This is a genomic window from Candidatus Methanoperedens sp. BLZ2, assembly GCF_002487355.1.
Lineage (GTDB): Archaea > Halobacteriota > Methanosarcinia > Methanosarcinales > Methanoperedenaceae > Methanoperedens.
In genome coordinates this window covers 1-18,711 of the sequence record NZ_NTMG01000060.1, presented here as the reverse complement: position 1 = coordinate 18,711, position 18,711 = coordinate 1, and the positions used below count along the sequence as shown (strand labels likewise).

Here is an 18,711-nt window from a genome sequence, read left to right as displayed (position 1 = left end):
GGTACCTAAATTATGCATATTTAATTCTACAAATAACTCTCATTCTGGCACAACAATAACCTTCAAAGATTCCCTTGCCTCTCCTGCTATTTTAAATCCCTTCTGGATATCCTCCAATCTTACCCTGTCAGTTATCATGTCCCTGACATTGATCTTTTTATCTTTGATCAATGCAAGCGCTTCTTCAAGATCAACAGGCGCTGCGCCATAGCTGGATACAATGCTCAATTCATTTCTCCAGAAATCTTCTACCGGTATCGAGAGGTTTTTATTCGGGATGGCAAAGAGCATAATTACCCCTTTCTTATCAATGTACCGGAATGCTGCTTCAAAAGCAGACATTGCTCCTGTACACATGATTATCCTGTCAGCTTTCAGATCCAGTTCTTCACTGGCATTAAAAACCTCATCTGCCCCGAATTCACCTGCTTTTCTCAGCCTGTAATTATTGATATCCGTCGCAATGACCCTTGCATTTTTTAATTTTGCCATAGCAATATTCAACAGGCCGGAAATCCCGGAACCCATGACAAGAACGGTCTGGCCAGCTCTGACATCGATAATTCTCTGTGCCCTTACAACACATGCAAGAGGCTCGATCATCGTCCCTTCCTCATAAGAGATATTGTCAGGAAGAAGGTAAGTTCCGCTATTCACATTGATTTCCGGTATCCTGACAAATTCACTGAATCCGCCCGGGTCGTAATTACCTTTATGCAGCGTTTCGCAGGCAGTATGATTTCCCGAAATACAATACTTACATTCGTTGCATGGGACATGATGGCTTACGAAAACTCGCTGTCCGACTTTGAATTTATCAGACTTTGATCCGACTATTTCGCCTGTCATCTCATGGCCAAGCACCCGCGGGGCTTTCTTGATCCTGTACCATTCCATCAGGTCAGTCCCGCAAATTCCTGAGGCTTTGACCTTTACAAGTATTTCCCCGCTTTTAATTTCAGGTTTTGGTCTTTCCTCTATCCTGATATCGTTATTGTTGTAATATACTGCGGTTTTCATAATTATTATATTTCTCTGTATACTATAAATCTTCAATTAGAACCTATCCGAAAAGTCAAAACCACAGAGGTCACAGAGAGCACAGAGACGTGTTTAAAAAATCTCTGTGTTCTCTGTGACCTCCGTGGTTCATTCGGAAATATACAATTTATTGATTTTTCGGATAGGCACTTAGTCTAAATCGAACGCGGATGACGCTGATTACGCGGATTTGCACGGATAATCCGCGCGTATCCGTACCATCCGTCCAATCCGTGTTCTATGTCCAGGCATAATTTACTTTTTTGATTGTTCATAAATCTCATAAGCCTCATCCACCGACTTACCACCGTGGACGATCGTCCTTACAGCCTGTATCATACCCACAGGGCTGTCACTCTGGAAAATATTCCTTCCCATATCAACACCAACTGCGCCATCTGATATTGCCCCATATGCCATTTTCAGGGCATCAATTTCAGGCAGCTTCTTTCCACCTGCTATTACAACAGGCACTTTTCCGCATGCTTCAACTACTTTCTCGAAACCCTCAGTATAATAGGTTTTTATGATATGCGCTCCGATCTCAACGCAAATCCTTGAAGCAAGGCCAAGGTAGCGCGCATCACGAACCATTTCTTTCCCGACAGCAGTTACTGCAAGCACAGGGATCCCGTATTTTTCACCGTCATCAACAAGTTTTGAAAGATTTTCTATTGTTTCTTTTTCATGTTCCCCGCCTACATATACGGAGCATGTGATCGCTGATGCATTTATCCTTATCGCATCTTCTATGCATGTCGTTATCGTTTCATTGGATAATTCCTTCAGGATGCTTTGCCCGCCGGAAACGCGTAAAATTATCGGGATATCCACAATTGGCTCTATCCAGTTCCTGATTGCACCCCTTGTTATCATCAGAGCATCAGCATATGGCAGTAACGGTTCAACTGTCCTTCCCAGAGTGGAAAGCCCGGTAGTCGGGCCCTGGAAATAACCGTGATCAACAGCAAGCATTACGCAGCGCCCTGTTTTGGGCTTGATTATCCGTGAAATCCTGTTCTTCATTCCCCAGTCCATTTTAAATTACCTCCTATTTCCTGTTATTCAGGCCTGACGAGCAAATAACCTTTTTCGATCAGCCAGTGATGGAATTCATAGGTCGTGTGCAGGCAGTTTTCCTTGCACATTTCCCTCAGGTCATTATAATCTTCAGAATCCTGCTCTTTCTTATTCATTATCATCTGTATGGGACATCCAATGTCATTACAGTATTCTCTTCGTTTATACTCTATAAATCCTTTGATTGGCACAATCACAAAGCGGTCTCTGGATACTTAATAGTTTCGGAAAAGAGAGGGTATTTCAATTCATGATTACATATTAATGCCTCTATTAATCTTTTTGGGTAGCGTGATGATGCCTGGATATTCATTTTCATAAGATTGCAGAAAAGGAGCAAAACCGATAAAATAGATTAAGTAGTTTGAAATTAAATTGTGATATCATGACTAATATAGAAAAAGCCTATAAATTTGATTACGCTGATGTTCTAATATGGTTGGGGATCGCTATTGTTGTTTTATGGATGATAGCTAAGATTATTGGATTAATACCTTGACCGTTACGTGGTATGATTTGGTTCCTGTTTTTGGTGTTGTAGTAACAATTGTAGGTATTAGTTTTAAGGCTGGTCAAATACTCCAAAAGCTGAATCATGTTATCGGTGAGGTGGGCGAACTAAAAACAGAAATGCGCGAGATCAAAACAGATGTACGAAGGATTGATGATCTGGACAAACGCGTTTCTATTCTTGAAAATACAACAAAATCGAAAAAGCAATAAAGTGACAAATCATAAAACGATAAACCACAAAGCGACACAACTATTATCGATTCGCAAGGATGTTGTATATACGAACGCGGATGACGCTGATTACGCGGATTTGCACGGATGATCCGCGCGTATCCGTGTTCTATGTCCTGATTTTTCTCTTAACCGATGATGTTTGAAATATAATTTACCTTTTCATTTGTTCATAAATCTCGTAAGCCTCATCCACCGACTTACCATCATGAACTATCGTCCTTACCGCCTGTATCATACCCACAGGACTGTCACTCTGAAAAATATTCCTTCCCATATCAACACCAACTGCGCCATCTGATATTGCCCCATGTGCCATTTTCAGGGCATCAATTTCAGGCAGCTTCTTCCCGCCTGCTATTACAACAGGCACTTTTCCGCATGCTTCAACTACTTTATCGAAACCCTCGGTATAATAGGTTTTTATGATATGTGCCCCGATCTCAACGCAGATCCTTGAAGCAAGGCCAAGGTAGCGCGCATCACGAACCATTTCTTTCCCGACAGCAGTTACTGCAAGCACAGGGATCCCGTATTTTTCACCGTCATCAACAAGTTTTGAAAGATTTTCTATTGTTTCTTTTTCATGTTCCCCGCCTACATATACGGAGCATGTGATCGCTGATGCATTTATCCTTATCGCATCTTCTATGCATGTCGTTATGGTCTCATTGGATAATTCCTTCAGGATGCTTTGCCCGCCGGAAACGCGTAAAATTATCGGGATATCCACAATTGGCTCTATCCAGTTCCTGATTGCACCCCTTGTTATCATCAGAGCATCAGCATATGGCAGTAACGGTTCAACTGTCCTTCCCAGAGTGGAAAGCCCGGTAGTAGGGCCCTGGAAATAACCGTGATCAACAGCAAGCATTACGCAACGCCCTGTTCTGGGCTTGATTATTCGTGAAACAAGCCTGCTCTTTCTTATTCATTATTGTCTGTATGGAACATCCAATGTCATTACAGTATTTTCTTCGTTTATACTCAGTATATCCTTTGATTTGCACAATCACAAAGCGGTATCTGGGTACTTAATAGTCTCGGAAAAGAGAGATAGTGCAATTTATGTTGATGAATTGAAACAGTCTTAAAAAAAATGAATACAACCCTAATTTGACAGAAACACAAACTTTCTATTGATAAATAGACCCACCATAGCGGGTTATCAAATAAACTATAGATTATATAAATCTACAAATAAATGTGGTGTTATACACTCTGCTAACAATAATCGGTCGATACAATGTGATTTTGGTAAATATAAACCGTTTGAATTTTCTGCATCTGTCAAACTATGGATATAACAAAAAATTGTACGTATCTTTAGATTAAATAATGATATTATTAAATATTGATAATTTATTACTAATAACATATTATAGAAAGTTATATTAATAATATCCACATCGATTGATAAGAAGGATAATTATATGGTTTTGACTTCAGGAGCAATCTCAGATAGGGATTTAAACTTTAGATTAAATCGTATTAATATACTAGATCAAGAAATTACCAGATATCGAGATTATGAATGGAAGGCTACTAGCTTTCATACAGGATTTTTCGTGGCTATTCTATATCTTCTTATCAATACAGATACGCAACAGAATCTAATAAATGCGATTGGTTCAAAAAATATCATAGTATATTTTATATTATTATTATATCTTGGTATCGCATGTGGACAATTAATTGATATACATAAAAAACTAGATAGAAGTCGTGTTGATAGGGACAATCATCTTTTTTATATTGGAGAACCTGAATCTAAAGGTAATGATAAAGACAATTGGTTTCATAATTGGATTTATATTATTCTCTTTATTATATGGTTAATAGTTTTATTCGTATCCGATTCAGTTTTATGGTATTACAGTGAACCGTGTTTGTTTTGTTTGTGTTGCACATAAACATAATTACCAAAACGAATTGTAACCGTCCCGGAAAACAGCGTCCTCCTTTTCATATACTAAACCCAGTCTCACTCTTGGGCAGTGCTTTTATCAGAATAAAATTCCTCATCTTTGAGGGTAAAACCCGCGCCACTTCCTTCATGGTCACACCTTCTACGAATTTGATATTCTCTATTTGCTCATGATATTCCTCGTAAGGCAGTTTGACCCTAACACCATTCATCTGCAAGGTTATAGGTAACGGATGCAGGTTATCAATGATCTCTGCAATATTCTCTTCTATCTCTTTCTTGATACGGGGCGGCGCAACAGACGGCGGATCTTTTGCGATCTCCACCCTGACATCATCAAGCACCTTTCCGATGACTTGAGCCAGTTTGTCAAGGGTCCTGAGTTCTTCTGCATGCCGCAGGTGGTGAAGTATCCTGCCAAAGCTCCCTACATATGCTGTTGCATTGGGCACATCTTCTGTTTTAAGTTCAGGCGCGCCTGTTACAACAATGGGGATTTCAATACCTTCGTACAGCTTCTTTGATTTTTCGATTATACAATGCTCATAATTCCCAAGTATGAAAACTGCCACGTCATGTTCGTTGATCAGGTCGCGCTCAAAAGCCGTAAGCTGGCAGATCCTTTTTCCCACGCCCCTGGCAAGACCTACCATATTTGTCTTTGCGCCCTGTTTCCTGAGGAACTCTGCCACATCACAGTCAAGGTGGGGAAGATGATGATAAGCAAGGGTCGGGGCAACTGTTGCTATTTCGCTGCCGGTAAGAGGCGCTCTTGTAAGCTTTCCCAGAAGTTCTTTTGACTTGGTTTCTACCATTGGAATATCATTTATCGGGACAAGCATCAACAGTACAACTTCGGATTGCATGATGTTCTTTTGCAGGATGTATCCGCCAAGGTCTTCCACAAGTTCGATGAGCTGGCTGTGCTTATACGCACCTCCGACATACATCATGGGTTCAAGCATTTTCTTCCCTCCTCAGGGATTCCAGAATTTCCTGTCCTTTTGCCAGCCATTCGGGTTTAAGCGTATCCTCTGAAGCTACAAAAAGAACATGGGTAGTTGAAAGCTCATGTTTTCGCACCCTGAATCCTTCGGGTATAATGCGAAGCGCTATTGCGTCAATAAGCCTGTCAAGAACTTCCTGCTGCGGTTCTTCAACAACTAATTCACGAAGCATATCCAGATCCTTTATCGGGTCGGTCTTTACAATTATGACTTTCCTGTCTGGCTGCTCTATATTTTCCTTCCCGTATTTTGCCCAGAGTTTATTTAATAATTTTATGGTGAACATTTCCTTTTCAACTTCTATTTTCACCTCATCTTTGCCAAGAGCGCCCATATCGACTTTTGCAAAATCCTTGATTTTTATTGACGGCGAACCGAGCCGCAGAAGTGCTGCAAAAATAAAAACAGGTTCAACAGGATCCATATATACTTTTAATCTTTCAATAACCCTTGAAAGCGACAGGTCGGAAAGTGTATCCAGTATGAGACTGCGTGTGGTCTTTGCTCCTGTTACATCCGGGCATTCCACGATAAATGTCTCAAGTTGTTCCATCATTTCCTCTCATTTATTTATGAATCCGGAAGCAAGCAGCGCCGCGCCAACCGCTCCTATATACTGGGCATTGGGGGGGACTATTACTTTTACTTTTAGCAGTTCTTCAACGGCTTTTGGCAATCCTTCGATCAGGGCCGTGCCCCCTACCATTATTACTGGTTCTTTCACATCTACTTCCTGTAACTGCTGCTCGAATAATTGCTCAGCAACGCTGTGGCATGCTGCTGCTGCAACATCCTCGGGTGTGGATCCCCCCGCAAGTGAATTAACAAGGGACTGGATACCGAAAACAATGCAATAACTGTTCATTTTTACATTCGATGCTTTTCCTTTTAATGCAAGAGAGCCAAGCTCGGTTATGCTTACACCGAGTCTTTTAGCAGTCATCTCAAGGAATCTTCCTGATGCACCTGCACAAATACCGCCCATAGTGAACATGCCGGGGATACCATCAGTAACCGATATGGCTTTATTATCCATGCCGCCGATATCAAGAACAGTAGCTACCCCTTTTTGCTTATCAGCAAGATAGACCGCACCTTTGGAGTTTACGGTAATCTCTTCCTGCATCAGGTCTGCTTTCAGATGCTCACCAATAAGGAATCGTCCATATCCGGTCGTTCCAAGCGCCTGTATATCGCTCCTGGTGATACCTGCTTCTTTCATCGCATTATTGAAGGCTTCCTCGGCGCTCTCAATTACTTTTATTGTGGGCACCCATCCCTTTCCTATGATCACATTATCTTTCATTATGATCGCTTTTGTGGTCGTTGATCCTGAGTCAATGCCAGCAGTCAATCCGGTCTGCTTTTCTCTTGCAAGCAGGCTCTTTCTCCGTGCTGTGGTCGTGAGTGCTTCCATTCTTGTAAGAAGAGTTGCTGCGGTTGTTCTTTCAGTGAATGAGTAGCTTATGACAGGGATCCCTGTTTTCTCATGTATATAACGGCGCACTTCGCTCCTTACAATGGCCGCTTCCGCGCACCTGAAACACGTTGCAACAAAAACAGCATCAACATGCACTTTCCCTGTTACGATTGACTTTGCACGCGCCATCATAAGCCGAAGATCAGGACTTGCCACTTTCAGTCCGAATTCCTCTTCTATCGATTCGACATCGGCAATATCAATCTCAGGATAAACCATTATAGCATTGACCTGCTTTGCAGCCGAATCGATTTCATCCTGTATCCCGCTGTATTCTGCGCCGCATGAAAGCTGGGCTACCCTCACAAGATTTTCAGTTGCCGTTATTTTTTTTAAAGCATGTCCGATACCTGGAGCGATCTCTTTCTCTTCCCCGCATCCGGCACATGACTTCTGGCTTATATTATCATCTTGCACACTCATTTATTTTCCTCCGCAGGTTTGAGTGATTTCAGGAATTCGGAAATTTTATAAACGAATAACTTTGCATCCTCTTCAGTGCTGGGATAATCCAGTTTCAATATCGGAATTTTTTTACCCCTTAACAGGAAATTGACAAGTTCATTTGTCCTTGCGCATCCCATGCAGCCAAATGAAATAACCGGATCGTTAACAATTATTGCTGCTTCCGCTTTTGTGAGAAGAGGATCCAACAGCGACATACGTCCCCTTACTCCTGCCGGCACTTCGACAGCCGCATATTTTAATCCGAATTTAGGGTCTTCAGGAGTAATGTTCATGGGTGGAGAATCCAGTCCCTGGCTTCTGACTTTTTTCCCTATTTCCTGCATTATCGCAAGCGGTTCATGGCCGAATCGTTCAACCATGTCATAAAGAATAAGACTGTTTGTCGGGTAAATAAAAACCTTCATTTTGATACCTCTGTTTCTTTTATTATTGCTTTTAGTTTATCGATGTCAAGTTTTTTCGTTTGCTTTTTTGGGCCCGGGATATCGCCCCTGTCAAGGGCTTTTAAAGCAGCTGCGATATGGGGCAATATCTTATCCTCAGTTTCAAGGTTGTGAAATCCCGGTCTTGCCCCGCCGCGCCTGGTAGCCCTGCAGCGAAAAGGTTCACCCGGCGCAAAGCCTCTTTCTTTTATGAAAATACCGTATGGGTCTAATTTGCGAATGTTCGCAAGAAGCGGATCCAGTATCGCGCGTTCCCCGGAAACCATAATACCAAAACAAGTTTCCTTTACTATGATGTCATCTTTTGTTTCATAAAGTTTCATAGCAACATCGCTCGGGAGTAATTTTGATGAGTTTATCACGATCATTTTAGTTATTTTTTCCATTATGAAACCTCCCTTATGTAAATTATATCGTCTGTCTTCATACCTTTAAGGCGCTCAGGTTCCAGGACTTTTCCGATAATGTTCGTGCATTCGAATTTCTCACCGGTCGGGCCATATTTATCATCATCGATAAGTTTTACACCTACCATACCATATCGTTTTGCAGCCTGGTTGGTGACACCGATCTCTCCTGCTTTTATCTTTCCTTTTGGCGTATTCTCGGGATTTATTTCTTTATACGTCTGTGCCTCCTTTTCCGGTCTGAAAAGGAAAGTATTTTCATATGTATATATTATGGGCAGGGGGCCCAATGGCCTGTCCTTAAGACGCAGGGAATGCCTGAAGAAATCAAGAGTTATAGGCGCAAGATCATCGTAAAACTTTACATTGATTATTTTATCGGCTTTTACCCCGAGAGCTGTGACCCCGCCCTCTGCGATAATCCCTATTGTTGTATCCGGTACCTGTTCTACAACAATGGCATCATCATCTGTATAGCCTCTCCTTTCAAGTTTCAAACCCCTCAAATTTAATACTTTTTCAGCATCCTTAAAAGTCATTCCCTGTACCATGACCCTCTCAGGATTTGCAACCACAGCAAGAGTACTATTTAAAGGGGCTATTTTAATTAGTTCGATACCATGGGAAACATGCCCGACAACGCTATGCACCGGACTTGAAGTCCGGTCTTCTTTGTAAATGTATACCCGTCCATTCCCCTGCCCATCAGTCCTGACTACCACAGATCCCTCTGAACGGGCATCCCAGTGTTCGTATGGACATCCTTCTCCCTGGAGTACATTATCAGAAATGAATGAATTTGAGAATGTACCCACATGAAAAGTTTTTCTTCTTATCAATGCAAGGAAATGCTCAGCTCCTTCGGGAGATTCATTAATGAGATCGACATTAAAATGGGTAAAGATCTTCATTCCGTCTTCAAGTGGTGTATTTAGATCCTGCGTAGTTATTTTGTTAAGAAGTGTTTCCCATTTTATTACAGGTTCTATTTTTAATAAAGTATCGCCCTGCTTGAGGTTTGCTATGATATTTTTACCGCTTATCACCTTTCCAAGAACAGCACCTTTCGGACCACCATAATCCGAAACATGTTTATCTTTTGCGATCATAAGATAAGCATTTTTTTGATCATAGCCGCCTGTTCCCAGAAATATATCATAGCGGTTATATTTTTGCTCGGATCTTTCCACTGTAATGTCTGTTTCAAATGGGCCAAAAGCAATTGCATATCGTGATTCCCAGTGCGCCTTCAAATCTTTGAAAAAATGGGAAAATTTTGTCCATAACGTGTGGTCTCCAAAAAGCTCGATCTTTAATTCGCCTTTTGTTGTGAGAATCTTATATTCCGAGGTTGCTTCTTCCTTTTTGCCGCTTGTTTTCAGGATACCTGTTGTTGTTCCCGGGATATAGAACGCTTTTGCGATTTCCAGGGCATTTTTCAGTAGCAGGTCATCCTTTATCTCTAATTTTTGCCCGTTAATCTCTACTGAGATCACTTATCCTCCAGCTGTTGGTATAATTAATCATTTATTTTAATTCTTTAGCTATCCCTTGAAGAGCTTCTTCCCGCTCTTTACTGGAAAGTTTTGATAGAACATCGCCTGTTTCACCGATGTCAACTATTTTGCCAAGACGCATTAATGCTGCCCTATCACATATTTCAGCGACAAAATCCATGTCATGGGATACTATGACAAAAGTTTCTCCTACTTCTTTCCTGGCATTCAGGATAGATTTTGAAACTTCAATTTTGGTAACCGGGTCCATTGTTCCTGTTGGCTCATCAAAAACAAGTATCCTGGGCTCTTTGATGAGTACCTGTGCCATTGCAACCCTATGCCTTTCCCCTTCACTCAATTCATCCGGCATCTTGGCTAGAATTTCTTTTGCCTTTTTTTCCGTGAAACCTGATGTTACCAATGTATTGATCGCTTTTCTCTCTGCCAGTTCAAATGGCAGGTCAAGACCAATAGACTCGGTCAGGTTATCGATAATATTCCTGTGTGGATAAAGACTGTATTCCTGGTGCAGTACGCCAATATATTTTGTAGCGCGTCCTTTCTTGTCAGGCCCGAGCTGTGTCAGGTCGATCCACTCATCCCCTATTCTCACGTCAATTGAACCTGAAGTTGGTCTTAATAATCCGGAAATTATCTTTGAGGTCGTGGTTTTTCCTGCCCCGCTGACCCCGATTATTCCGAATATCTCACCTTCATTAATATCAAAACTGACATCATTGACAGCCCTTACTATACCCCTGTCCAGGGAAAAATAGGTCATCTGGAGATTGCGCCCCCTGATTATAGGCTCTCCGATATTTACCTCTTCCTGTTCGCCAATTGTTCCAACTTCTTTCATAAATTCAGCCGCAACTTCAGAAGGTTTCCCCATCATTATGATTTTTCCTTCATCAAGCCATATAGCCTTGTGTGAAAGCTCTTCGATTACTTTTGGCCAGTGGGATGTGATGATAAGTGTCATATTGAAATTCTTTGTTGCATTTACAATACTATCATGCACAAGTTCGGCAGTCTTGGGATCAAGAGTACCGGTCGGTTCATCTGCGAGCAATATTATAGGGCTTTTGACAAGCTGCCTTGCAAGCACCACACGTTGTTTTTCACCGCCTGAAAGCTCCCTTGCAATATGCATCATCCTGTTGGAAAGATTTACCTGTTCAAGCAGGTCTGCTGCCTTATGAATGGCATTTGGGCCCATCTGGTCAATTTCCTGGAGGGCATTCATGACATTTACGATAACTCTTTCATCTCCATATAATGCAAATGTTCTCTGGAGCATGATAGCGATCCTTCTGGTTATGTCTCTTCGCACCGGATCGTGAATTGACATTGTTACGAAATCCGCATCAAGTTTCTCATAATTGCCATTGCATTTGGGACAGGGGGTTCCCACCTTACTTGGTTTTTCTATGGATCCGCATTTAGCGCATTTAGCCAGATGATATATCACGCTTCCTGAAATGTCATTAAATTTTTCCACACCTCGCAGGACATGCATAAGTATTGATTTTCCTGCGCTGCTTTTTCCTAAGATTCCAAGGATTTCTCCTTCGTTGATGTTAATATTTATATCACTGAGAACATCGACTCCGTCAAAGCCAACACGAAGATTTTTAATTTCGATAAATAGCGTCATATGTCATTCTTCCCGGGATTAGTTATTTAGATAATTAATCCTCTTCACTATAAGTTTTTGCTTTTTGAATTATGCATTCTAACTAACGTGGGATTCTGAATAGCTCATGCTGTACATAAATATAACGATAATACATTACAGTATTAATCATATAAAAATGTTATATTGATCACCATACAAATTCTTTATATTCATTCTATCCATAAAGGGCTTGAGGAATTCAATTGGATATCATCGCAGGTCCGGCGTCACAATTGCTTGCAGGAAGAGTCAAAGAAGCCATAGAAGTCACAGAGGTCACAGAAGTATTAGAATCAAATCTTCTTATCAGTGAATTCAAGAAATTTCCTGACGGGGAGTTATATACACGGGTTGTTGATGATATCGGGCCAGAAGTCACAATAATCCAGAGCACAGTTACCGATACTGATTTAATTGCCCTGCTCCAGTTGATCGATGCATGTAGTGATGCATCCAGGGTAAATGTTGTAATTCCATATATGGGGTATGCGCGCCAGGATAAAAAATTCAAGCCTGGAGAACCCATAAGCGCCCGCGCCATTGCAAGAACAATAAAGGCTGACAATGTTTATACGATCAACATCCACGATACCAGCATTCTTGATTATTTTGATGCAAAAACAGTTGATCTTGACGCCACCCCGATGATAGGGAAATACATAAAAAATATGAAATTCATCAATCCTCTTATCATTGCACCTGATGACGGAGCTATCCATATTGCAAAAAGCGCTTCGTCTGAACTTGGTATTGATTATGATTATCTTGAAAAGACAAGGCTAAGCGGTGAGACTGTATCGATCCAGCCAAAGAATGTTAATGTAAAAGGAAGGGATGTTATTATTATTGATGACATTATTTCAACAGGCGGGACCGTGGCAGAAACGATATCATTACTAAGGAAACAGGGAGCTCATGAAGTCTATGCAGCCTGTGTACATCCTGTTCTTTCAAATAACGCCATTCTTAAATTATTTAAGGCAGGAGTAAAAGGGATCATAGCTACCGACACAATCGATAAGGGTGTAAGTGTTGTGAGCGTGGCGCCCGTTATAGCTTCTGCAATGGCTTTAACGAAACGCTTTTAGAACACTTTTAGTCAATATTAGCCTGAAGCGCCGGGGTTGAGACCCCGGACCCCAACAGTTGCGCCGCCGCTGGCGGTGTCAACATGAAATTAACGGTTGCTTATTATTATAACACTTCATATTTGCCTAAAAAAAATGAGGATGTTCTGGTAAGCGCTGTCCTGCATGCTTATTTTCAATCAGGTTCCCTCAAAACTTGACTTCGACATTTCGACCAAAATGGCGTAAATCCTTCTTTTCTTTTTTGATAATAAATTGATGAATTGATAATAAATGGATAATATTATGAGACATGCGAACTAATTCTGGGAATAATATGCTTAAAAAAATCATTTATGCAATAACTGCCGTGTTGGTACTGATCTCTGTATATTTAGTGTTTTTTATTGCGCCCATACCCATAGATCCCGGATCAGCGGCGGGTGATCCTAATAATTTCAAAATATTCTATTTCCATCTTCCCATAGCAATATCTGCATACCTGTCATTTGCAATCGTTTTTGTTTCAAGTATCCTGTACCTTCGAAGCAAGAAACAAAAATGGGATATGTTATCGTTATCAGCAGCTGAAGTTGGAGTAGTATTTGCCTTCCTGACGCTTGTGACCGGGTCAATATGGGGAAAGTCTGCCTGGAATGCGTACTGGGTATCATGGGATGTCAGGTTGAATACATCACTTATCCTGTTTTTAATATACCTGTCTTACCTGATGATACGCCAGGCTGTAGAAGAACCTGAAAAGAGAGCAAGGCTTTCAGCGGTTTTCGGTATAATCGGTTTTATAAGCGTTCCGATCAGTTTTCTTTCTGTCCGTTTCTATTCAAAGATGCATCCGTGCGTAGTTCCCCCATGCCCCAGCGGCGGGGGTGGAGGTATAGGCGGAGTAGTCCTGTACTATCTCCTTTTCAATTTTGTTGTATATTTCCTGCTGGCAGCGACACTCATAATGCTGCGGATGGATAATGAGGAATTGAGAGAAAAAGCAAATGAATTGAAGAGAAAAAACAATCTCTAATAATTTAAAAAAAATAAAAAAAAAGATTTATGAGGCTACTGCGCCTGGCTCAGCCTCAATTTCAGTTTTCCTGACCTCTACCCTGCGAAGAGGATAGATGGGTTTGACATCATGGTATATACTGGCAGACAGTTTTCCTGTTACAACATCCTGAACAAACTGCTCCATATCCATTTCACCGGCTTTTCCTTCAATAACCTGGTTCATTATCTGGCGGATAGCTTTTACCTGAGCCTCTCGTGCCCTTTTTATGGTAAAACAAGATGGTTTTACTCTTATGGTGTAACCGTCCTTTGTTTTGACTGAAACATTAGTTTCAACAGATGATGTTTCTCTCTTAACGAGTGAGCGCAGGTAATCCTGGGTCAGTTGATGCCCCATGTATTTTGTATAAGCGACATCGCCGCCCACGCGGTCTATTTTCAGGATCAGCTTGGTGTTCTGCTTGGAAAGATCATTTGTCAGCTCCCCAAGTGTAACTTCGATGTTTCTTCCAACCAGCTTTTCCGGCTCATCAGCAATGGTTTCTCCAATGTTTGATTTCCCGAACATGTCAGGTGCAACAAGGTTGTACCATTTCTTTGCTTTCCAGCCTTCTGTCTTTGTAACTGCCAATTAATTTCCTCCAGGTATATATAATATGATTAAAATGTGAAAGGTATTCACAAAATCATGCGTTTAATAGAGCAATGGATACTTAATACTTTTGGAGATTTCTTTAAGTAAAAGGAATTTCCTCATCTTTAGGAATGTTAAAAAGAAACAATCAGAACATCCGGTTCAGCGCTTCCCTGGCAGCCATTCCAACCATAATTCCCCGTTTCTTCGCAGCTTCTGAAACATCCGCAGCCTTTGCGTTCAAGACATCCTCAAAGCTCCTGACTCCGGTAATCCTCACAGCCACATCCCCGAGTTTATTAGCAATATCCATATTGAGATACCCGCACATGACAAAGCCGCACCCTGCGCGGATAACCAGCAGCGGGGCATGTTCCATATCCATTTTAAGCCCGATAGCACTCCCTTTTTCAAGATTGATCTGTTCAATTAGCATAAGTACAGGTTGCATCTACAGATAGAAATATTTTATTATTATATCATATTTTATTTTATATCAAGAACCTGGAAATTGAAGATGAAGACTTTCAAAGACAGGTTTAAGCATGAAAAACTCCAATTATACTATGTGGGTTAGAAAGCTTTATTATAGTTCGTAACCATACGAATAAAATAGGAGTATAATAAAATAGGAGTATATTATGACCATAACAAAAGATGTCAAAATTGAAGAAGTTGTAACACAGTATCCGGAAACCATGATGGTATTTATGAAGCATGGTCTGCATTGTGTGGGGTGCCATGTTTCCAGTTTTGAAAGCATCGAAGATGGCGCAATAGCGCATGGTATCAATGTAGATGCGCTTGTCGCTGACCTGAATAAAGTCATCTCATCAAGAAAGCAAAATTAAGCAGGGTCTGGTAGATACCTTCGGGGAAACCTGCCTCAAGAAAAACTTTCTCAAGTACCCGATCTTCGGAATAAAGCTCAAATTCTTCGTTAACCTCTCCAGTTGCAGGATTAATAGAAACTATCTTTTTCATTGTTTTCACATTCCCCCCTAATAAGCCCTTTCTTCATGTACCTTTAAATGGTAAACTCTACCAGTTAATAACTTAGTCACCAAAAGGTTTATTGTCAAAATATTTCCCAGTTTTATTCGGGCAAAATTAGTATGATTGACTATATCTAATTGTTCAAATTTTTTAAATGTGAAGGTTGAAGATAGAGTAAAATAGATACATAGAATATAGATAAGACATTCGGGAGGTATGCTGTATGGTTAAGGTAAGTATAGATCGTAATGATTGTATCAGTTGTGGGAATTGCTGGACTATCTGTCCTGAGTTCTTTGAACAGAACCCTGATGACACTTTCAGCCAGGTTGTCGGGATTTACAGGGCTGGAGGTAATATTGCTGAAGGAGAGGCACCCCAGAAGATTGAGGGTGTGGTGAAAGAAGCAGCGGATTCATGTCCGGTCCAGATAATCCATGTGAATTAAAAAAACAACTGATTACGGCACTTGAGAAGGGTATAACTATGGTTCCAATTTACGGTTATTTTCGAACTTCACTATAACACTTACATTTTAAATGAATATCGGTTGTGGTACCAATTATTTTATCATCGCCGTCCAAAAGTTCCATTATGTTCTTGCTTTCTGTTTGAGGCGTTTCAGGACCATAGACTAATTCCATAACCATCGTCTCTCTAAACTGTATGCCGCTTGATATAAGTCCAGGAGGAATCTCATTGTATACTCCCCAGACAGCTGCTGTAAAGTTCTCACCTTTTATTTTCGGTTTTTTTGCGAGTTGAGGGTTACTATATTCCTCTTCTTCAAGACGGTTCTTGATACTTTCAAGATCGCTCATGGAAGCGATTAAATAATATCTTGGATCTGATAAACTTCTTTTTATTTCGCGAGGTTCTGGTATCAAAACATAATATTTAGATATTATTTCTTCCGCCATTTTTTCCGTGGTGTTGTTATCGAATATTACATTGACATACCAGTTAGCGTCTGAATTTGTCATTATTGGCTCTTCTCCCGTGTGAATTTTGCCAAGGAGTTTAATTTTAGTTTGATTTAATCTAGTTTTTTTCTCAATGGGAATTTGATTGCTTCTATCCGTATAATTCATTGCCACCTTCTCATAACTGATATTTAGATCTGTCTCAATTTTTTCATTTGCCTTATTACTCATCTGAAGAATGTAAACAATCGAGAGCACAACTATGAGAAATATTCCGATTATGTAATATTTTGATTTATCCATATTCTTCTCACAAAGTATGAATTAAAAAAATAAATATCTATGTGTATTTTTCAATACACATAGATATTACCGTGGTCATCAGAACCCCAAAATTCAGCGGCTTCCCAGTATTCATCTCCCTGGTTGGTAGGATAGGGGTCTAAAATGAGTACGTAATGATATGTCCATATCCAATAACCTGCGCCTGTCCGCACATGCATTACTGGAGAAGATATTATGGATGCAAACGGTCTGCTAGCATCTATCATATTTACCATATCTTGCCAGACGACAGGAGTATAAAAATTTGAATTGGTTGCTCCGACTACATCTTTATAATATTTCGTCTGATTAGATATATAGGTACCAGTGGAAGTCGTCTTCATCAAATAAGCAATCAAGTCTTGTATGTAATAATCACCGTGATAAACAGTGATCATCTGTCCAACGGCGGGTGCACAATAATTTGCTTGTTCCTGTGCAAATAAAGGAACGTCAAGGACGTTTAATGATTGCATAGTAACCAGGGTTTTTGAGCCTTCAATTCCATTAGAGCGCTTTTTTTCTACTATTTCGCGGAACTTTTTATCATTTTCTTCCCAGGCAGATATACGTTTTACCTTTTCATCATTAGAAATATTGTCGTATAGAGACCACACGCCTGACTCATTATTCTCAGGTATCCTGTCTGGAATAATTGAGTAATCATAAGCATCTACGAATATCCGCTGTTCTTTATTTGTATTTAAGTCGCGTAACTTCACCATTATCCCGATTTTCGGATAACTATAAGATACCAGCGTGGTCGAAGTGATTTCACTATTTTTATAATTTTCTTTCGCATTCTTTTTTGCCATCTGTAACGCAACATCAGAATCCAATATCAGAGGCTTGAGTCCTATAGTCCGGATTGATTCTCCAAGTACCTTACTTGCACTGGTTTTGATTGATCCAACACTTTTACCTTCTTTTTCAACTGAGAATTGATAAAAGAGCTTTTTGCCATTTATATCATGAATAATCAATGGGTCGGGATTTATTGTTGCACCATTCCAGTCAGTATTCTTAAGTCCTGGAGATCCTGCTGCCATAAATTCTGATAAAGTAATTGTAGCATGTTCTCTGGCTTTTTCTATTGCAACATAGTTGTTTTCAACTATATCCAAATCCTTTTTTGCACTTGCCGCAGGCACAAACGCCATGCTCAACAGCAACATCGCTGCAAGCACCGCGCCTAATTGCATTCCTTTATTTTTCATATTTTTATTTCTCCTTTATATTTTCTTTTCTTGATGCCCTCAGGCGCAGCGCTGGCTTTAAATAATTTCAAAGCTAATCTTACCATGCCTTCGGGCGATCCGGGGTTCAGTTGCTCTTGCGGAATGGCTGAACCCCATGTAACATCTTTTTTTATGTATTCGACTTTCTTCTAAAGGTTGAGGCGTGCTCTTATTTGGATTCCCTGTACTGGCTGGATGGATGATTTCTCCCATAACGAACCTGACAGGAACTTCATAGACCACCCTCTTTTTTTGCTTCTTCATCAACTGAATGAACTGGAAAATGATAAAACATATCTGGACGATGATGATGCAGTCCGCGGATACTTATTTATTTCATTCATATCCCTGTATCTTTATTACAAAATCCTCAACTTATTACGAAAAGCCAAACTCGTAGACAAAGTTTCTATAAATATGGTCTTAGAGCCTATCCGAAAAATCAATCAATATTATATTTCCGAATGAACCACAGAGATCACAGGCGCGCCGAGCAAAGTTCGTAGTCGCCAGCTAGTGCAAATCCAGCATGAGGAAAGGCTAGCCGCCACCTCAGAACTGAACCCCACACCCTGTCTGGTAACAGACCGAATGTGAAGCTGGGGGGAAGGGATACCAGGCCGCAATATAATGGATGTGAAGGTTATAAGCCCCGAAATTCTGTTGATCTTGGAAGCCGACGTTCTCTGTGTAACGGAAGGCAGCAATCACATCACCGATATTAAGCAACTCCGG

The 18,711-nt window shown here is 40.6% G+C and carries 23 protein-coding genes and 1 pseudogene; 6 read left to right on the top strand and 18 right to left on the bottom strand.

Going from position 1 to position 18,711, the window contains the following annotated elements; genetic code table 11:
* Positions 1 to 39 precede the first annotated feature (39 nt).
* From CL181_RS10830 to CL181_RS19785, 3 genes are all read right to left on the bottom strand, one after another.
* Entirely contained in the window at positions 40 to 1,020 is a 981-nt protein-coding gene (locus CL181_RS10830; protein ID WP_097299323.1) for an alcohol dehydrogenase catalytic domain-containing protein, read from the bottom strand.
* Positions 1,021 to 1,296: 276 nt separating this feature from the next.
* Positions 1,297 to 2,079 (bottom strand): 3-hydroxy-5-phosphonooxypentane-2,4-dione thiolase, encoded by a 783-nt coding sequence (gene lsrF, locus CL181_RS10825; protein ID WP_097299322.1) that lies wholly within the window; start codon positions 2,077 to 2,079, stop codon positions 1,297 to 1,299.
* A 23-nt stretch (positions 2,080 to 2,102) separates the two neighbouring features.
* Complete coding sequence (locus CL181_RS19785) at positions 2,103 to 2,312, bottom strand: hypothetical protein (protein WP_141398875.1); 210 nt, start codon at positions 2,310 to 2,312, stop codon at positions 2,103 to 2,105.
* A 304-nt stretch (positions 2,313 to 2,616) separates the two neighbouring features.
* Here CL181_RS19785 and CL181_RS10820 point away from each other — a divergent pair, with 304 nt between their 5' ends.
* Positions 2,617 to 2,844 (top strand): hypothetical protein, encoded by a 228-nt coding sequence (locus CL181_RS10820; protein WP_097299321.1) that lies wholly within the window; start codon positions 2,617 to 2,619, stop codon positions 2,842 to 2,844.
* Between the two features lie 175 nt (positions 2,845 to 3,019).
* Here the strand turns inward: CL181_RS10820 and lsrF (CL181_RS10815) are convergent, their stop codons facing one another.
* From lsrF (CL181_RS10815) to atwA, 8 genes are all read right to left on the bottom strand, one after another.
* Entirely contained in the window at positions 3,020 to 3,796 is a 777-nt protein-coding gene (gene lsrF / locus CL181_RS10815) for a 3-hydroxy-5-phosphonooxypentane-2,4-dione thiolase (RefSeq protein WP_097299320.1), read from the bottom strand.
* Between the two features lie 1,034 nt (positions 3,797 to 4,830).
* The gene (locus tag CL181_RS10805; RefSeq protein ID WP_097299318.1) at positions 4,831 to 5,757 is read right to left on the bottom strand and encodes a methanogenesis marker 7 protein; all 927 of its coding nucleotides are present in this window, start codon (positions 5,755 to 5,757) and stop codon (positions 4,831 to 4,833) included.
* Complete coding sequence (locus CL181_RS10800) at positions 5,750 to 6,355, bottom strand: methanogenesis marker 17 protein (protein WP_097299317.1); 606 nt, start codon at positions 6,353 to 6,355, stop codon at positions 5,750 to 5,752. The genes CL181_RS10805 and CL181_RS10800 overlap by 8 nt, the downstream gene beginning before the upstream one ends.
* A gap of 6 nt (positions 6,356 to 6,361) precedes the next feature.
* Positions 6,362 to 7,702, bottom strand: a complete 1,341-nt coding sequence (locus CL181_RS10795) for a methanogenesis marker 15 protein (protein ID WP_097299316.1) — start codon at positions 7,700 to 7,702, stop codon at positions 6,362 to 6,364.
* Positions 7,699 to 8,151, bottom strand: coding sequence for a methanogenesis marker 5 protein (locus tag CL181_RS10790; RefSeq protein ID WP_097299315.1), 453 nt, complete (start codon positions 8,149 to 8,151; stop codon positions 7,699 to 7,701). Before CL181_RS10790 ends, CL181_RS10795 begins: the two co-directional genes overlap by 4 nt.
* Positions 8,148 to 8,576, bottom strand: coding sequence for a methanogenesis marker 6 protein (locus CL181_RS10785; RefSeq protein ID WP_097299314.1), 429 nt, complete (start codon positions 8,574 to 8,576; stop codon positions 8,148 to 8,150). The genes CL181_RS10790 and CL181_RS10785 overlap by 4 nt, the downstream gene beginning before the upstream one ends.
* Complete coding sequence (locus tag CL181_RS10780) at positions 8,576 to 10,093, bottom strand: methanogenesis marker 3 protein (protein ID WP_097299313.1); 1,518 nt, start codon at positions 10,091 to 10,093, stop codon at positions 8,576 to 8,578. Before CL181_RS10780 ends, CL181_RS10785 begins: the two co-directional genes overlap by 1 nt.
* Before the next feature lie 31 nt (positions 10,094 to 10,124).
* Entirely contained in the window at positions 10,125 to 11,753 is a 1,629-nt protein-coding gene (gene atwA / locus CL181_RS10775) for a methyl coenzyme M reductase system, component A2 (protein ID WP_097299312.1), read from the bottom strand.
* Positions 11,754 to 11,977: 224 nt separating this feature from the next.
* On the opposite strand from atwA, the gene CL181_RS10770 reads away from it, so the two are divergent.
* Complete coding sequence (locus CL181_RS10770) at positions 11,978 to 12,862, top strand: ribose-phosphate diphosphokinase (protein WP_097299311.1); 885 nt, start codon at positions 11,978 to 11,980, stop codon at positions 12,860 to 12,862.
* A gap of 316 nt (positions 12,863 to 13,178) precedes the next feature.
* Entirely contained in the window at positions 13,179 to 13,877 is a 699-nt protein-coding gene (gene ccsA / locus CL181_RS10765) for a cytochrome c biogenesis protein CcsA (protein ID WP_097299310.1), read from the top strand.
* 27 nt (positions 13,878 to 13,904) lie between these two features.
* Here the strand turns inward: ccsA and CL181_RS10760 are convergent, their stop codons facing one another.
* Together CL181_RS10760 and CL181_RS10755 are read right to left on the bottom strand one after the other, a co-directional pair.
* A complete protein-coding gene (locus CL181_RS10760) occupies positions 13,905 to 14,492 on the bottom strand; it encodes a 30S ribosomal protein S3ae (protein ID WP_097299309.1) in 588 nt (195 codons plus the stop codon).
* A gap of 151 nt (positions 14,493 to 14,643) precedes the next feature.
* Entirely contained in the window at positions 14,644 to 14,946 is a 303-nt protein-coding gene (locus tag CL181_RS10755) for a YunC family protein (RefSeq protein WP_255251541.1), read from the bottom strand.
* A gap of 190 nt (positions 14,947 to 15,136) precedes the next feature.
* Between CL181_RS10755 and CL181_RS10750 the strand changes: the two genes are divergently transcribed.
* Entirely contained in the window at positions 15,137 to 15,346 is a 210-nt protein-coding gene (locus tag CL181_RS10750) for a DUF1858 domain-containing protein (RefSeq protein WP_097299308.1), read from the top strand.
* Here CL181_RS10750 and CL181_RS20410 read toward each other — a convergent pair.
* Positions 15,321 to 15,488: a hypothetical protein gene (locus CL181_RS20410; protein ID WP_217993157.1), complete on the bottom strand. Its 168-nt coding sequence runs from the start codon at positions 15,486 to 15,488 to the stop codon at positions 15,321 to 15,323. The two genes, CL181_RS10750 and CL181_RS20410, sit on opposite strands and share 26 nt — an antisense overlap.
* A gap of 226 nt (positions 15,489 to 15,714) precedes the next feature.
* Here CL181_RS20410 and CL181_RS10745 point away from each other — a divergent pair, with 226 nt between their 5' ends.
* The gene (locus CL181_RS10745) at positions 15,715 to 15,939 is read left to right on the top strand and encodes a ferredoxin (RefSeq protein WP_097299307.1); all 225 of its coding nucleotides are present in this window, start codon (positions 15,715 to 15,717) and stop codon (positions 15,937 to 15,939) included.
* 55 nt (positions 15,940 to 15,994) lie between these two features.
* Here the strand turns inward: CL181_RS10745 and CL181_RS10740 are convergent, their stop codons facing one another.
* From CL181_RS10740 to CL181_RS19780, 3 genes are read right to left on the bottom strand one after another with little or no spacing between them, the layout of a single operon-like run.
* Positions 15,995 to 16,717 carry a hypothetical protein gene (locus CL181_RS10740; protein WP_097299306.1) on the bottom strand — a complete coding sequence of 241 codons (723 nt, stop codon included), beginning with the start codon at positions 16,715 to 16,717 and terminating at the stop codon, positions 15,995 to 15,997.
* Positions 16,718 to 16,767: 50 nt separating this feature from the next.
* A complete protein-coding gene (locus CL181_RS10735) occupies positions 16,768 to 17,955 on the bottom strand; it encodes a C39 family peptidase (protein WP_097299305.1) in 1,188 nt (395 codons plus the stop codon).
* A gap of 57 nt (positions 17,956 to 18,012) precedes the next feature.
* On the bottom strand, positions 18,013 to 18,240 hold the full coding sequence (locus CL181_RS19780) for a hypothetical protein (protein ID WP_141398874.1): 228 nt from the start codon (positions 18,238 to 18,240) through the stop codon (positions 18,013 to 18,015).
* Between the two features lie 6 nt (positions 18,241 to 18,246).
* On the opposite strand from CL181_RS19780, the pseudogene CL181_RS21175 reads away from it, so the two are divergent.
* Positions 18,247 to 18,402 (top strand): annotated as a pseudogene (locus CL181_RS21175) (IS1634 family transposase); the annotation flags it as partial.
* 126 nt (positions 18,403 to 18,528) lie between these two features.
* Here CL181_RS21175 and CL181_RS20915 read toward each other — a convergent pair.
* On the bottom strand, positions 18,529 to 18,711 hold a 183-nt coding region (locus tag CL181_RS20915; protein ID WP_217993153.1), incomplete at its 5' end, for a hypothetical protein.

Bases quoted from the DNA above. Each gene is read 5' to 3' on its own strand.
- CL181_RS10830 (WP_097299323.1), bottom strand. From the start codon at position 1,020: ATGAAAACCGCAGTATATTACAACAATAACGATATCAGGATAGAGGAA.
- lsrF (WP_097299322.1), bottom strand. From the start codon at position 2,079: ATGGACTGGGGAATGAAGAACAGGATTTCACGGATAATCAAGCCCAAA.
- CL181_RS10805 (WP_097299318.1), bottom strand. From the start codon at position 5,757: ATGCTTGAACCCATGATGTATGTCGGAGGTGCGTATAAGCACAGCCAG.
- CL181_RS10800 (WP_097299317.1), bottom strand. From the start codon at position 6,355: ATGATGGAACAACTTGAGACATTTATCGTGGAATGCCCGGATGTAACA.
- CL181_RS10795 (WP_097299316.1), bottom strand. From the start codon at position 7,702: ATGAGTGTGCAAGATGATAATATAAGCCAGAAGTCATGTGCCGGATGC.
- CL181_RS10790 (WP_097299315.1), bottom strand. From the start codon at position 8,151: ATGAAGGTTTTTATTTACCCGACAAACAGTCTTATTCTTTATGACATG.
- CL181_RS10785 (WP_097299314.1), bottom strand. From the start codon at position 8,576: ATGGAAAAAATAACTAAAATGATCGTGATAAACTCATCAAAATTACTC.
- atwA (WP_097299312.1), bottom strand. From the start codon at position 11,753: ATGACGCTATTTATCGAAATTAAAAATCTTCGTGTTGGCTTTGACGGA.
- ccsA (WP_097299310.1), top strand. From the start codon at position 13,179: ATGCTTAAAAAAATCATTTATGCAATAACTGCCGTGTTGGTACTGATC.
- CL181_RS10755 (WP_255251541.1), bottom strand. From the start codon at position 14,946: ATGCAACCTGTACTTATGCTAATTGAACAGATCAATCTTGAAAAAGGG.
- CL181_RS10750 (WP_097299308.1), top strand. From the start codon at position 15,137: ATGACCATAACAAAAGATGTCAAAATTGAAGAAGTTGTAACACAGTAT.
- CL181_RS10745 (WP_097299307.1), top strand. From the start codon at position 15,715: ATGGTTAAGGTAAGTATAGATCGTAATGATTGTATCAGTTGTGGGAAT.
- CL181_RS10740 (WP_097299306.1), bottom strand. From the start codon at position 16,717: ATGGATAAATCAAAATATTACATAATCGGAATATTTCTCATAGTTGTG.
- CL181_RS10735 (WP_097299305.1), bottom strand. From the start codon at position 17,955: ATGAAAAATAAAGGAATGCAATTAGGCGCGGTGCTTGCAGCGATGTTG.
- CL181_RS19780 (WP_141398874.1), bottom strand. From the start codon at position 18,240: ATGAAGAAGCAAAAAAAGAGGGTGGTCTATGAAGTTCCTGTCAGGTTC.